The sequence below is a fragment of the Streptomyces sp. NPDC085481 genome (assembly GCF_044541845.1).
Classification (GTDB): domain Bacteria; phylum Actinomycetota; class Actinomycetes; order Streptomycetales; family Streptomycetaceae; genus Streptomyces.
In genome coordinates this window covers 271,570-284,555 of sequence record NZ_JBITTJ010000007.1, presented here as the reverse complement: position 1 = coordinate 284,555, position 12,986 = coordinate 271,570, and the positions used below count along the sequence as shown (strand labels likewise).

The following is a 12,986-nucleotide window of genomic DNA, read 5'->3' as shown; positions in this document are numbered from 1 at the left end:
CTGGCAGGGAACGGTCGCGGATGGTGGCGACCGGGGGCGACCACAAGGTGACGCCCGCCGAGCTCTTCTTCGACCTGGTCTTCGTCTATGCGATCACCCAGGTCACTGCGTTGATGGCGGCCGCCCCGTCGCCGATGCGGGTGGTCGGGGCGATGACCGTGCTCGCGCTGCTGTGGTGGTGCTGGTGCTGCTTCGCGTGGCTGGGCAATGTCGTACGGGCCGATGCCGGTGCGCTGTTCGCGGTACTGGTCACCGTGATGACGGTGGTGTTCGTGGTGTCGCTGGCGGTGCCCGAGGTGTTCGCGGACGCCCCGGGCGGGCTTTCGGCGCCGCTGGTGTTCGTGGTCTGTTACGGCCTCGTGCGGGTGCTGCACCTGGCCTCCTACTGGATCTCCAGCCCCGGTGACACGGCCCTGCACGTGACCCTGCGGCGCACGGCGCTGCTCTCGGTGCTGCCGCCGCTCGTGCTGCTGCTCGTCGGCTGTGCGTACGACGGGACACCACGGCTCGCCCTGTGGCTGTGCGCGGTCGCGATCGACTACGGCGGGATCTATGTCACCGGCGCGTCGGGCTGGCGGGTCAGCTCGCCCGGGCACTTCTCCGAGCGGCACGGTCTGATCGTCATCATCGCGCTCGGCGAGTCGATCGTGGCGATGGGCGTGGGGGTGGGCGTCTTCCCGCTGACCGTGGCGGTGATCGCGGCGTGCGCGGCGGGGCTGCTGCTCTCGGCCGGGCTGTGGGCGCTGTACTTCCGGCGGTTCGGGGAGCTCCCCGAGCACCGGCTGGCGGCACTCGAGGGCGACGAGCGGACCCGCTTCGCCCGGGACGTGTACACCTTCCTGCACCTGCCGCTGGTGGCGGGCGTGGTGCTGACCGCGCTCGGCATGAAGAAGGTGCTCGCCCAGGTCGCGGACACCGGCCACTACGACCTCGCCGAGCCCCTGCACGGCACGGTGGCCTGGTCGCTGACCGGCGGCGTGGGCGTCTTCCTCCTGGGCGCCGCCGCGATCGTGCTGCGCTCCTCGGGGCGGCGCCCCACCGCCCTCCTGGTGGGCGGCGTCCTCGGCCTGGCGGCGGGCCCGCTGGTCGCCGTGATCCCGGCCCTGCCGGCGCTCGCCCTGCTGGCCGCCGGGGTGACGGCCCTGGTGGTGCTGGACGGGCGCGGAGTGGCGCGGGCGGCTGACGCCTAGGCGGTCCTGTCCGGCCGGTGGATCCGGGGCCGGACAGGGCCTGGCGCGTGGGCCCTCGGGGCTGGGCGCTTCCGCGGTTCAGTCCCTGGGCGCCTCCGGCTCGGCGGACCTGGCCGACACCGGGCGGACGGGATGCGGCTCGGGTTCCTGTTCCGCTTCGGTGCGGTGGCCGGAGCGCTCCTGACGGGCGGCCTCGGCGCGCAGCATGGCGTTGAGCACGGCGAACGGGTCGACGGGCATGGCGAAGCTCCTTGCGGTGGCGGGGTGATGGGGATACTGAGGGGCTGGGCCTCTCAGCACCGCATCACCGCCGACCGCGGGGCGTCGCCGCACAGGGCCGGTACGGGCACGGGGGCGGGGTCGCCGGCGCGCGCGGCCGGCCGGGGGCTCCGGGGCGGCGCCGGGCGCTTCACCGCGCGTACGGGTGCGGCCGCGTCGCTCTCGGCGACGTCGAGGGTCTCCTGGCCCTCCCCGCCGACGTCGGTCCCCGCGGCGGCGGACCGCACCTCGGCCGCGGCCGGTTCCCCTCCCCCGGCGCCGAGCAGCGCGGCGAACACGAGGAGCACCGCGACGGCCAGCCGCCACGCCCGCGGGGCGGGGGTGAAGGGCTGCGCGGTGAGGGACCTCATGGAGATCCGTCTTTCCCGGTACGGACCCGCTCGTGCCGTCCCGGCCGCCGGATCCGCCCGGGCGGCCTACGCCCGGGCCCGGATTTCACCGCACTGGCGGCGGGCGGCGGCCTCCGGCCGGCGGGGCCTCGGCGCCTGGTCGGCGGGACCTCGGCGCCCCGTCGGCGGGGCTCGGCGCCCTGTCGAGGGGCTCAGGCTCCGGTCGTCGCGCGCTGCTTGCGGGCCGCCATCGCCGCGTACACGAGGACTCCCGCGAAGAGGAACAGGACGCCCTGGTAGACCGCCGCGTAGCCGGATCCGGCCACGAGCCAGAGGGAGAAGCCGAAGGCGGCGACGGCGAGGACGGCGTCGCGGGTGAGGCGGGCGCGGGAGACCTTCCCGGACTGTCCGGACAGCAGGAAGTAGATCTGGGCGGCCGTGGACAGCAGGTACGGGACGGTGGCCGTGAAGGTGGTGACGAGCACCAGGGTCTCGAAGACGCCCTTCGTGCCGGCCGTGTAGTTGTAGACCGTCAGGAGCGAGGCGAGGACGACGGTGACGAGCACGCCGGCGGTGGGGACGCCGCGCCGCTTGACGGTGAAGACCCTCGGGAAGAGGCCGTCGCGGGCGGCCGCGTAGGGGGTCTGGGCGCTGAGCAGGGTCCAGCCGTTGAGCGCGCCGACCATGGAGACGAGGGCCATGCAGGCGACGGCGGCGCCGCCCCAGGAGCCGCCGAACATGACGTTCACGGCGTCGGAGAAGGGCGCGGTGGAGGTGACCAGCTTGTCGTGGGCGACGGTGCCGAAGACGGCGAGGGTGCCGAGCAGGTAGAGCGCGGCGGCGCCGAGGGTGCCGAGGACGGTGGCGCGGCCGACGTTGCGGCGCGGGTCGCGGACCTCGCCGGCGCTGACCGCCGCGGACTCGACGCCGAGGTAGCTGAAGAGCAGGATCGCGGCGGAGGCGGAGAGCGCGCCGAGCGTGCTGCCCTCGCCGGCGTGGAAGGGCCCGAGGTTGGCGCTGTCGAAGAAGAACAGACCGCCGGCGGCGACCAGCAGCAGCGGCACGAACTTGAGCACGGTCGCGACCAGCTGGACGGCGCCGACGTAGCGGGTGCCGGCCAGGTTGGCGAGCGCGGGCAGCCACTGGAGGGTGAGGGCGGCGGCGATGGTGGCGGCCTTGGACTCGTGGAGGGGGAGGAGCACGTCGAGGTAGCCGACGGCGGCGACGGCGAGGGCCGCGTTGGAGACCCAGGCGGTGATCCAGTACGACCAGGCGGCGAGGAAGCCGGCGAAGTCGCCGAAGGCGGCGCGGGCGTAGACGTAGGGGCCGCCGGTCTGCGGGAGGCGGTGGGCGAGCCGGCCGAAGACCAGGGCGAGGGCGATCGCGCCGAGGGTGAGGACGCCGAAGGCGAGCAGGCTGACGGTGCCGAAGGGGGCGACGGAGGCAGGGAGGAGGAAGATGCCGCCGCCGATGATGTTGCCGAGGACGAGGGCCGAGGCCACGGGCAGTCCGAAGCGGCGTGCGTGCCGGTCGTGCTGCCGCTCCTCCTCGGGCGGGGTCGTCGTCGGTGCTTCGGTGGTGGCCGTGCTCATGGGGGTGGTGCGCCTCTCGTCGTACAAACGGCACCATGGTCCGGTAGGTGAGACGGCCCGCCAAATCACCCGTTTTTGTCCGGCACTGCCGGGTCCTCAACCGGAAGAAACGCTTCCGCGCGCCTCTTCGGCGGGGAAATCTCCAGCGGCACCTGCGGCCCCGCCGACTCCCGCAGCCAGCGCCGCAGCACCCGGTGCACGCGCTCGGCGCCCACCAGCGCGGCGCCGTCCGGGACCGGCGCCGACAGGTCGTGCGGCCAGAGCAGGAAGGGATGCCCCTGCTCGCCACCGAGGCCGCCGTGCGAGCCGATCTGCTCCTCGAAGGCGTGCACCGTGCCGGTCGCCGGGTCGTACATCGAGTTGACCATGATGTCGGCGACGTGCGGGAAGCCGTCGGTGCGCCGTACCGCGTCCGCCGCGCCCGGGCCGAACACCGCGAGCGGCCCGTCGTCGGCGAGCTCGGCGAGCGGCACCTCGGCGCCGTCGCGGGCGAGCAGCACCGAGCCGTGCTCCTCGCTCGCCACCAGCAGGAAGCCGATGCCCGGGTGGTGGGCGAGAGTGCGCAGGAGGGCCGGGTGCAGGCGGTCGATGTCCTCGCGGGTCATCCGGTGCGGCACGCCGGGGAAGGAGACGAGACCCAGGTTTCCGGAGGCGAGCACGACCGGCTCGGGGGCACGCGCCGCGGCCACCGCGGCCGCCCCCGCCCCGTCCTCCCCCTCCTCGTCGACCGGCCGGTGCAGCGCGCTGCGCAGCGCGTCGCGGGCCGCGTCCCTGGCCTCCGAGCCACCCCCGGACTCCGTCCGGGGGTGCCCCCAGCGGGTCCGCCGTACCCGGCGGGGCACCGGCAGGCCGCAGCCCGCCCGTACGAGATCGCGCAGGGTGAGACCGTACGCGGACTCGAAGGTCTCCCCCGGGCTCTGCCCGTGGTCGGACAGGAGCACGATCCGGTACGGGCGGGGCGCGTGCTCGGCGACCTTGGCGATCAGCGCGAGGGAGCGGTCGAGCCGCCGGAGCACCTGGTCGGTGTCGTGGCCGTGCGGGCCCGAGTGGTGGGCGACCTCGTCGTAGGCGACCAGGTCGGCGTAGACGGCGGTGCGCCCGGCGAGCATGTCGCCCATCACGGCCGCGACCACGACGTCCCGCTCGACGACCGTGGCGAAGGCCCGGATGAACGGGTACAGGCCGCCGCGGGACACCCGCGGGGACTGACGGCGCAGCCGGGCCCGGATCGACTGGCCGGTCTCGCGGACGGCCTCGGCGACGAAGGAGCCCGCGGTGCGGACCGCGTTGGCGGGATCGGAGAAGTACGCGAAGTAGCCGGACCGGGAGCGGTTGCGCCGGCCCCGCCGGGCGGCCATGGACAGGACGAGGGCGAGCTGGTCGGCGCCGCCGCTGAACAGGTTGCCGCGGGAGGCTCCGTCGAGGGTGAGCAGCCCGCCGTCACCGGTGCGCTCGACGGCGCGGCGCTGGAGTTCCACGGCGCTCGCCGGCCGGTTGGTGACCATCAGCCGGCCGGTGTCCTTCTCGTACCAGCGGAAGGCGGGCACGTCCTCGTTCGAGCCGTGCAGGATGCCGAGCTGGCTCGCGCCGGTCTGGCTCGACCAGTCGGTGCGCCAGGGGGTGAGCCGGTGGGTGGTGGCGAGCCAGTCGGCGACGGTGGGCATCAGGCCGTCGGCGACGGCGTCGCGCAGCACCCGGTGGCCGACGCCGTCGAGTTGCAGGAAGACGGTGCCGGGGACGGTTTCGGGGCCCTCGGTCGCGATCCGGGGGCGTTTGCGGTCGGCGAGCCGGTAGAGGCGGCGCCGGTAGGCCTCGTCGTCGCGCACGGCGAGCGCGGTGGAGGTGGCGGAGGCGACGGCGGACATCACGGCGGCGACCACGACGGCGATCTCCGGGGCGGCGGCGCCGCGACCGTCGGGGATCAGCCAGAGGGCGACGAGCAGCAGCGAGCCGTTGAGGAAGAACACCAACAGGCCGAGCACGAGCGCCGGTACGAGCAGCAGGGCGCGCACGATCAGGGGCCACACGAGCGCGCCGAGCAGACCGAAGGCGCCCGCGCACCAGGCGGCGGTGAGCGCGGTCCTGGTGAGGCTCTCGCCGTCCTCGGACTGGAGCTGGAAGTCGGGGAGGAGGCCGGCCAGGGCGAGCAGGGTGACCGTGGAGACCGCCCACACCGTGACCACCCTCAGCAGGGCGCTGCCCGCGCTCCGCCAACGGCCGGATGTACGCGCTCGCCGTTCGCCCACGCCTGGTTCACCTTTCACCCGTTTCCTGCCTCAAGCGTGGCACAACGCCCGGCGCGCGCAGGGCAGAGCGGAAGAAGCCTGGCCGGCCGGCGCTTCGGCGACGCGGGGGTGGCCGGGCGCGGGTGCCGGGCGGGGGTGGCGGGCACGGGTGGCGGCGGGCGGGCGGGCGCGGGTGGCCGGGCGCTTCAGCAGCCGTCGTACCCGGCGGTGGGCATGGAGAGCCTGCGGTGCACACCGGCCTTCTTCGGCGCGTCGTACGCCGGTTCGTCGAGCCCGGCGGTCTCGATGCGGACCCCGCGCCGCTCGCATTCGGCGAGGAACTCCGGCACGTCCGTCAACGCGCGGGCAAGCACGCGCTCGTTCGGGGCGACGAAGAGGTCCACGGCGCCCTCCTCGACGTCGGCCCACAGTGCGTCGTGGTCGGGCCGGATGCCGTAGAAGAGCAGCTGTCTCGTCACCACGTAGCCCTTGTCGCGGGCCCAGCGGACGCACATGGCGTGCTGGCTGCGGGAGTCGACCAGGAAGGGGTCTTCGTCGAGTTCTTCGAGCGGGGTGAGGCTGGCGATCGCCGCCACCCGAACGTCGTCCATGGGGCGACCCTACTGTGTCGCCGCGTGCCCGAGGAGTCCTTCGGTATACCAACTGTGCGCGGCCCGTCGAAGACCGGCCACACCGCGGCTTCGGACATTTACCCTCGTTACGGGAGAGGTCGCGGAGAGGCCGCGGGAGCGGGCAGGGGTGAGCCGGGACCACGGAAGCGAGACCACGGAAGAGAGGGCGGCGCGCCGGTGGAGATCACCTGGTGGGGTCATGCCACATGCACGGTCGAGGACTCCGGGGTCCGCTTCCTGACCGACCCGCTCTTCGCGCGCCGGCTCGCGCATCTGCGGCGCCGGCGAGGCGAGCTGCCACCGCCCGAGGCGGCGCGCGCGGAGGCGGTGCTCGTCTCGCACCTGCACGCCGACCACCTCCACGTGCCCTCGCTGACCCGGCTCGCGCCCGGCACCCGGGTCATCGTGCCGGCCGGCGCGCCACGGTCCGTGCCGGCGCTGCGCCGGCTCGACGGCCGCGGCCTGCGGCTCACGGAAGTGGCGGCCGGCGACGCCGTGACGGTCGGGGGCGTGACCGTACGGGCCGTGCCCGCGCTGCACGACGGGCGGCGGCTGCCGATCGGACCGCACCGCTCCCCCGCGCTCGGGTACGTTGTCGAGGGCGAGGCCCGCACGTACTTCGCCGGTGACACCGGCCTGTTCGACGACATGGCGGAGGCGGTCGGCCCGGTCGACGTGGCCCTGCTCCCGGTCGGCGGCTGGGGACCGTACCTCGGCCACGGCCACCTGGACGCGGGCCGCGCGGCAGAGGCGCTCGCGGCCCTGTCGCCGGCGGCGGCGGTGCCGGTGCACTACGGCACGTACTGGCCGATCGGCATGGACGCGATCCGCCCTCACGAATTCCACGCCCCGGGCGACGAATTCGCCCGCCACGCGGCCCGACTGGCCCCGAAGGTCGTGGTCCACCTCCTCGGCCACGGCGAACGGGTGCGGCCTGAGGTCGCGCGGTGAGGCGGGGAGCAGCTGCTGCCGGAGACCGTGCAGGGAGGCGGGGAGCGCCCGCGACGCGAGGTCGTACGGTGTGGCGGGGAGCCACCGCGACGCGAGCTCGTACGGTACGGCGGGGCACGGCGACGGGGGCGCGGCCGAGGGGCGGCAGGTGATCGAGCGGATCGTGGCGGTGGTGCGGGAGCTGCCGCCCGAGTCGACGCAGCAGGCCGTCGGCTATCCCTCGCTGTTCCTGCTCGTGGCGCTCGGCGCGCTGGTCCCGGTCGTGCCGACCGGGGCGATCGTGAGCTCGGCAGCCGTGGTGGCCTTCCATCAGAGCGCCCCGCTCTCCCTCCTCTTCGTCTTCCTGGTGGCGGCGCTCGCCGCGTTCCTCGGCGATCTGGCCCTGTACTGGCTCGGGCAGCGCGGGGTCCGGTCCCGCAACGGCTCGCGGTGGCTCGCGGCCCTGCGCGGCCGGGTCACCGCGGACCGGCTGGCACACGCGCAGGACCGCCTGGAGCCCCACCAGGTGCCGGTGCTCGTGCTGTCGCGACTGGTGCCGGCCGGGCGGATCCCGGTGATGCTGGCCTGCCTGCTCTCGGACATGCCGCTGCGCCGCTTCGCACGGGGCGATCTGCCGGCCTGCCTGGCGTGGGCGGCGACGTACCAGCTCATCGGCATCCTGGGCGGCTCGCTCTTCCCCGAGCCGTGGCAGGGCGTGGTGGCGGCGGTGGCCCTCACGGTCCTGATCAGCGCGGTGCCCGCGCTGTGGCGGCGGCTGCGCGGGCCGCGCCGGGAGACCCGCTGAGAGGTGCCGTGCGAAGCGGGGCGGCGCCGGAGCCGGGATTCAGGGGCCGAGCACGCGTGAGGCGCCGACCGGGAGGTCCCACAGGTTCTCGCGGGGCAGCCCGGCCCGCTCCCAGGCTGCGCGGACGCGCGTGAGCGGTTCGAGGACCGGTTCGGAGGACAGGACGAAGGTCGCCCAGTGCATGGGCGCCATCCGGCGGGCGCCGAGGTCCCGGAAGGCGCGGACGGCCTCCTCGGGGTCGGTGTGGACGTCGCGGAGCCACCAGCGCGGGTCGTAGGCGCCGATCGGCAGCAGGGCGAGGTCGATGCCCGGGTAGCGGCGGCCGATCTCGCCGAACCAGTGGCCGTAACCGGTGTCGCCGGCGAAGTAGAGGCTCCGCCCTGCGCGGTCGGTGAGCACCCAGCCGCCCCACAGGGAGCGGCAGGTGTCCAGGAGGGTGCGCTTGGACCAGTGGTGGGCGGGGACGAAGTCGAAGCGCACGTCGCCGAGTTGGGACGCCTCCCACCAGTCGAGCTCGGTGACGCGGTGGAAGCGGCGGTGGGTGAACCAGCGGCCGAGCCCGGCGGGGACGAAGACCGGGGTGCGGCGCGGGAGCCGTTTGAGGGTGGGGGCGTCGAGGTGGTCGAAGTGGTTGTGGCTGATGACGACGGCGTCGATGTGCGGCAGGTCCTCCCAGCGGACGCCGACGGGGGTGAGCCGGGCCGGGGTGCCGAGGATACGGCGGGACCAGACGGGGTCGGTGAGCACGGTCAGGCCGCCGATCTTCACCACCCAGCTGGCATGACCGACCCAGGTGACGCCGAGGGTTCCGGGCCCGGCCTCGGGCAGCGGCCCGGGGGCGAAGGGCAGCTGCGGGATGTCACGCAGCCCCTCGGGCCGGGGGCGTACGGCGCCCTCGCGGGCCAGCCTGGCCATGGCGCGGACGCCGGGCAGCGGCGCGGTGAGCCGGTCGGCGAAGGTACGCGGCCAGTCGTGGCGCACCCGGCCGAGGGGCTGGAGGGCGGGGGCGGGGTGCGGGGCGTGGGGGGTGCGGGCGGAGTGCGGGGCCTGGGGCGGCCGGGCCGTCTGTTCCGTCATCTCTGCGGCCTCCGTCTGATGGTCAGTCGGTCCGGGTCTTCACGGGGCGAGTTCGTCGAGGGCGGCTCCGAAGGTGCTCAACGCGCGGGCGACGTGCGGCAATTCCTCGGGCCGGGCGGAGGTGAGGGCTTCCTTCCGCTGCTCCTCGGTGTCGCCGAGGAAGGCGGCGGTGTCGCACCGGACGCGCAGCGCGCCGATCTCGTCACCGAAGCGGTGGCCGCCGGGGACGGGGGTGCCGAGCCGGGCGGTGAGGTGGTTCTCCAGCTCCAGGGAGTCGGTGACACCTCGGGCGGCGAGCCCGGCGCGCAGCGGTCCGAGGTCGGCGTAGAGGTGGCGGCCGGCCTGCGGGGGCCGGGCGAGGGCGCCGGCGGCGAGAACGGCGTGGTGGGCGGCCGCGGCGACCCGGCCGTGCAGGGTGGCGGTCATCCGGGCGCGTACCGCGACGTCCTCGGGTTCGTCGAGGGCGTGGGCCGCGGCCGGGGCGACGGGGCCGGGGACGAAGGCGCCGAGCACGGTGAGGATGTCGAGGGTGCGCGCCCTGCGGTCGGTGTAGCGGTCGGTGCGGGACGGGTCGGTGGGCGGGAAGCGGGCGACGGCGCAGGGCCAGGCGGCGGGGGCGAGGGCGCCGGCCAGGTCGCTGAGGACGGTGACGTCGTCGGGGCACATCTCGGCGGGGCTGAGCAGCACCGTGTCCTGGGGGCGGTGCAGGGTGTCGCGCCAGGTCTCGTCGCTGATGATGTGCAGGCCCTCGGCGACGGCCGCCTCACAGGCCTCGCGTACGAGTTCGGGCGGGGCGACGGTGGCGGTGGGGTCGTCGGCCACGGAGAGCAGCAGGAGGCGGGGGCGGCCGCCCTCGGCGCGGATCCGGCGGACGGTCTCCAGGAGGGCGTACGGGTCGGGGACGCCGCCGCACTCGGCGGGTGTGGGCACGTGGTAGGCGGGGCGGCCGAGCAGCCGGGCCTGCGGGGTCCACCAGGCGGGGCAGGGCCGCGGCAGCAGCAGGTCGCCGCCGTGGGCGGCGATGAGGGCGAGCAGCAGTGGCTGCGCGCCGGGGGCGGCGACGACGTCCTCGGCGTGGGTACGCAGGCCGCGCCGCCACCAGTAGCCGGCGGCCGCCTCGCGCAGGACGGGGCCGCCGCCGGGCGGTTCGGGGGTGGTGCGGTCGGCGGCCGCGGCGAGGAGGGCGGCGAGGCCGGGCAGCACGGGAAGGCCGGGCTCCGGGGCGGGCGGGCCGTAACGCACGGGTCCGCGGCCTTCCGGAGCTGTCTGCCGCATGTCCCGAACCTCCTCAGCCGGCCCCTGCACCGGGGCGCCCTCGAGCGACGCCCCACTGCCCTTTATACGGAGGTTCGGCATGGTTCGCCGCTCACGCGAGGGTGACGGGCTACCGGGCGATCCCGTTGAAGCGATACCCCTGGGTGTTGTGCACGGCCCGCTCGGGCTGCGCGTTGCCGGCGGCGTCGGCGGTGCGGGAGAGCAGGGTGGCGGCGAAGGGCGGCTCGTAGGCGCTGCACCGCGCCGGCGGGCGGCGCCGATCGCACCGAGGGTCCAGGGGGCGCCGCCGACGGTCTCCCCCTGCTGGGTGGCGTAGAGGCTGCGGCCGTTTCCGGCGCATTCGACGACGGCCGGCCGGGTGACGGCGGGCAGGTCGCGCAGCTGCCCGTACGTGAAGCGGACGGGGGCGCGGCCGCGCAGGCCGTCGCCCCAGACCGTCAGGTGCCAGGTGGACGCGTCCAGGACCGGGGTGGTGGTGTGGTTACGGACGAAGAAGCGGGAGACGGGTGCCGGCTGTCATGTGAACATCCGTCAGGTCGACCGGAACGAGTGACCGGAATGCGTCCCCGCGGCGAACCCGGGGGAAACTGTGCGGATGACCGCACCCGCACCGTCCAGTCCCCTGGACCCGGCCGACATGGCCGCCGTCCCGCTGCGCAGCGCCCGTCTCGCCCTGGAGCCGCTGCGCCTCGACCACGCCCGCGAGGCGGCCGAGGCGCTGGCCGATCCGGCCCTGCACACCTTCATCGGCGGCGCGCCGCTCCCGGAAGGGGAGCTCGAGGCGCGTTACGCCCGGATGCTCGCCGGGTCGCCCGACCCGGAGACCGCCTGGTGCAACTGGATCCTGCGGCTGCGCGAGACCAGCGCCGCGGTCGGCACCGTGCAGGCCACCGTCACCCGTTCGGCCGCCGAGATCGCCTGGGTCGTCGGCACGCCCTGGCAGGGCCGCGGCCTGGCGCGGGAGGCGGCCGGCGTCCTGACCGCCTGGCTGCGGGCGTGTGGCGTGCCGGCCCTCGTGGCCCACGTCCACCCCGATCACCACGCCTCGGCGGCGGTCGCCGCGGCGGTGGGCCTCACGCCCACGGAGACCTTCGAGGACGGGGAGCGGCGCTGGGAGTGGCGGGCGCGGGCGGCGGAGCCGCGGGGCCGGTAAATCCTTGGCCGAGGCAGTTCGCGGCCGCCGAGAATGCGGAGCATGCCGATCCGTGTCGCTCTTCCTTCCGACGCCCCCGCGATAGCGGCCGTCCATGTCCGCTCCTGGCAGTCCGCCTACCGGGGCTTGGTCCCCGCCCCGTATCTGGCCGGCCTCGATGTCGGCGAGCGCACGGAGGTCTGGCGCGAGCGGCTCTCGGCGCCGGGCGCGCCGGTGGTGCTCGTGGCCGAGGGGGACGCGCCGGACGTGGTGGCCTTCGCCTGCTTCCGGCCGTGGCCCGACGGCGGGCTCGACGCGGCGGTCACGGCGGAGGTCTCGGCCCTGTACGCCCTGCCGGAGGTGTGGGGCCGGGGCGTGGGGCGGGCGCTGCTCGCCGCGACGGTCGCGGCGATGGCGGCGGCCGGGTTCCGGGACGCCGGGCTGTGGGTGCTGGAGGGCAATGTCCGGGCGCGGGCCTTCTACGAGGCGGCCGGCTGGCGGCCGGACGGGGCGTCGGCGCGCGAGGAGACCGGAGGCCGACTGCTGACCGAAATCCGTTACAGAGCGGGGCTGTTCGGCTGAGCCGCCATCGGTTGTCCGTATCGTGAGAATGGGGTCTCACGATACGGCTGACTCGGCGTACGGTGGGCGCACCAACTCACACGAGGGAGTCCGGTCATGCCGCATGCCGCCGTCGAGCCGTCCACGCCGCCGTACGAGAGCGCCGTCTACACCCACGGGCACCACGAGTCCGTGCTGCGGTCGCACAGTTGGCGCACCGTCGAGAACTCGGCGGCCTATCTGATCCCCGAACTGCGGGCCGGACTGGACGTCCTGGACGTGGGCTGCGGGCCGGGTACGATCACCGCCGATCTGGCCGCGCGGGTCGCGCCGGGTCGGGTGACGGCGGTGGACACGGCCCAGGACGTCCTGCCGAAGGCCCGGGCCGCCGCGGCCGAACGGGGCGTGGACAACGTCGAGTTCGCGGTCGCCGACGTCCACGCCCTGGACTTCCCCGACGACTCCTTCGACATCGTCCACGCCCACCAGGTCCTGCAGCACGTCGGCGATCCGGTGCGCGCCCTGCGCGAGATGCGGCGGGTGTGCCGGCCCGGTGGCGTCGTCGCCGCCCGGGACAGCGACTACGGGGCGTTCACCTGGTTCCCGGAGCACCCCGGCCTGGACCGCTGGGCCGAGCTGTACCAGCGGGTCGCCCGCGCCAACGGCGGCGAACCCGACGCCGGGCGGCGGCTGTTCTCCTGGGCCCGGCAGGCCGGGTTCACCGAGATCACCACCACCGCCGCCACCTGGTGCTTCGCCCGGCCCGACGAGCGGGCCTGGTGGAGCGGCCTGTGGGCGGACCGCACGACCGAGTCGGTCTTCGCGCGACTGGCCGTCGACGGCGGCCACGCGAACCGCGAGGAGCTGGCGGAGATCCGCGAGGCGTGGCGCGCCTGGGGCCGGCAGGACGACGCCTGGTTCATGGTGCCGCACGGCGAGATCCTGTGCCGGGTCTGAGA

The 12,986-nt window shown here is 75.2% G+C and carries 13 protein-coding genes and 1 pseudogene; 6 read left to right on the top strand and 8 right to left on the bottom strand.

Going from position 1 to position 12,986, the window contains the following annotated elements:
* Positions 1-20 precede the first annotated feature (20 nt).
* On the top strand, positions 21-1,190 hold the full coding sequence (locus ACIGEZ_RS17825) for a low temperature requirement protein A (RefSeq protein WP_399831960.1): 1,170 nt from the start codon (positions 21-23) through the stop codon (positions 1,188-1,190).
* A 78-nt stretch (positions 1,191-1,268) separates the two neighbouring features.
* Here ACIGEZ_RS17825 and ACIGEZ_RS17820 read toward each other — a convergent pair whose 3' ends face one another.
* The 5 genes from ACIGEZ_RS17820 to ACIGEZ_RS17800 form a co-directional block, all read right to left on the bottom strand.
* A complete protein-coding gene (locus tag ACIGEZ_RS17820; RefSeq protein ID WP_399831958.1) occupies positions 1,269-1,430 on the bottom strand; it encodes a hypothetical protein in 162 nt (53 codons plus the stop codon).
* A 53-nt stretch (positions 1,431-1,483) separates the two neighbouring features.
* Positions 1,484-1,819 (bottom strand): hypothetical protein, encoded by a 336-nt coding sequence (locus ACIGEZ_RS17815; RefSeq protein WP_399831956.1) that lies wholly within the window; start codon positions 1,817-1,819, stop codon positions 1,484-1,486.
* A 191-nt stretch (positions 1,820-2,010) separates the two neighbouring features.
* Positions 2,011-3,390, bottom strand: coding sequence for an amino acid permease (locus ACIGEZ_RS17810; RefSeq protein ID WP_399831954.1), 1,380 nt, complete (start codon positions 3,388-3,390; stop codon positions 2,011-2,013).
* 65 nt (positions 3,391-3,455) lie between these two features.
* On the bottom strand, positions 3,456-5,636 hold the full coding sequence (locus tag ACIGEZ_RS17805; RefSeq protein WP_399831952.1) for a phage holin family protein: 2,181 nt from the start codon (positions 5,634-5,636) through the stop codon (positions 3,456-3,458).
* Between the two features lie 185 nt (positions 5,637-5,821).
* Positions 5,822-6,226, bottom strand: a complete 405-nt coding sequence (locus ACIGEZ_RS17800) for a hypothetical protein (protein ID WP_399831950.1) — start codon at positions 6,224-6,226, stop codon at positions 5,822-5,824.
* A 198-nt stretch (positions 6,227-6,424) separates the two neighbouring features.
* On the opposite strand from ACIGEZ_RS17800, the gene ACIGEZ_RS17795 reads away from it, so the two are divergent.
* A complete protein-coding gene (locus ACIGEZ_RS17795) occupies positions 6,425-7,198 on the top strand; it encodes an MBL fold metallo-hydrolase (protein ID WP_399831948.1) in 774 nt (257 codons plus the stop codon).
* Between the two features lie 148 nt (positions 7,199-7,346).
* Complete coding sequence (locus tag ACIGEZ_RS17790; RefSeq protein WP_399832151.1) at positions 7,347-7,982, top strand: DedA family protein; 636 nt, start codon at positions 7,347-7,349, stop codon at positions 7,980-7,982.
* 39 nt (positions 7,983-8,021) lie between these two features.
* Here ACIGEZ_RS17790 and ACIGEZ_RS17785 read toward each other — a convergent pair whose 3' ends face one another.
* The 3 genes and pseudogenes from ACIGEZ_RS17785 to ACIGEZ_RS17775 form a co-directional block, all read right to left on the bottom strand.
* The gene (locus tag ACIGEZ_RS17785; protein WP_399831946.1) at positions 8,022-9,059 is read right to left on the bottom strand and encodes an MBL fold metallo-hydrolase; all 1,038 of its coding nucleotides are present in this window, start codon (positions 9,057-9,059) and stop codon (positions 8,022-8,024) included.
* Positions 9,060-9,098: 39 nt separating this feature from the next.
* On the bottom strand, positions 9,099-10,334 hold the full coding sequence (locus tag ACIGEZ_RS17780; protein WP_399831944.1) for an aminotransferase class I/II-fold pyridoxal phosphate-dependent enzyme: 1,236 nt from the start codon (positions 10,332-10,334) through the stop codon (positions 9,099-9,101).
* Positions 10,335-10,631: 297 nt separating this feature from the next.
* Positions 10,632-10,754 (bottom strand): annotated as a pseudogene (locus ACIGEZ_RS17775) (molybdopterin-dependent oxidoreductase); the annotation flags it as partial.
* Between the two features lie 175 nt (positions 10,755-10,929).
* Between ACIGEZ_RS17775 and ACIGEZ_RS17770 the strand changes: the two are divergent.
* From ACIGEZ_RS17770 to ACIGEZ_RS17760, 3 genes are all read left to right on the top strand, one after another.
* Positions 10,930-11,487 (top strand): GNAT family N-acetyltransferase, encoded by a 558-nt coding sequence (locus ACIGEZ_RS17770; protein WP_399831942.1) that lies wholly within the window; start codon positions 10,930-10,932, stop codon positions 11,485-11,487.
* Between the two features lie 42 nt (positions 11,488-11,529).
* Positions 11,530-12,048, top strand: a complete 519-nt coding sequence (locus ACIGEZ_RS17765) for a GNAT family N-acetyltransferase (protein WP_399831940.1) — start codon at positions 11,530-11,532, stop codon at positions 12,046-12,048.
* A 96-nt stretch (positions 12,049-12,144) separates the two neighbouring features.
* Positions 12,145-12,984, top strand: coding sequence for a methyltransferase domain-containing protein (locus ACIGEZ_RS17760; protein ID WP_399831938.1), 840 nt, complete (start codon positions 12,145-12,147; stop codon positions 12,982-12,984).
* Positions 12,985-12,986: the final 2 nt, after the last annotated feature.

Excerpts from the sequence above, each read along its gene's own strand:
- ACIGEZ_RS17825 (WP_399831960.1), top strand. The coding sequence starts at position 21 with ATGGTGGCGACCGGGGGCGACCACAAGGTGACGCCCGCCGAGCTCTTC.
- ACIGEZ_RS17820 (WP_399831958.1), bottom strand. The coding sequence starts at position 1,430 with ATGCCCGTCGACCCGTTCGCCGTGCTCAACGCCATGCTGCGCGCCGAG.
- ACIGEZ_RS17815 (WP_399831956.1), bottom strand. The coding sequence starts at position 1,819 with ATGAGGTCCCTCACCGCGCAGCCCTTCACCCCCGCCCCGCGGGCGTGG.
- ACIGEZ_RS17810 (WP_399831954.1), bottom strand. The coding sequence starts at position 3,390 with ATGAGCACGGCCACCACCGAAGCACCGACGACGACCCCGCCCGAGGAG.
- ACIGEZ_RS17800 (WP_399831950.1), bottom strand. The coding sequence starts at position 6,226 with ATGGACGACGTTCGGGTGGCGGCGATCGCCAGCCTCACCCCGCTCGAA.
- ACIGEZ_RS17785 (WP_399831946.1), bottom strand. The coding sequence starts at position 9,059 with ATGACGGAACAGACGGCCCGGCCGCCCCAGGCCCCGCACTCCGCCCGC.
- ACIGEZ_RS17780 (WP_399831944.1), bottom strand. The coding sequence starts at position 10,334 with ATGCGGCAGACAGCTCCGGAAGGCCGCGGACCCGTGCGTTACGGCCCG.
- ACIGEZ_RS17770 (WP_399831942.1), top strand. The coding sequence starts at position 10,930 with ATGACCGCACCCGCACCGTCCAGTCCCCTGGACCCGGCCGACATGGCC.
- ACIGEZ_RS17765 (WP_399831940.1), top strand. The coding sequence starts at position 11,530 with ATGCCGATCCGTGTCGCTCTTCCTTCCGACGCCCCCGCGATAGCGGCC.
- ACIGEZ_RS17760 (WP_399831938.1), top strand. The coding sequence starts at position 12,145 with ATGCCGCATGCCGCCGTCGAGCCGTCCACGCCGCCGTACGAGAGCGCC.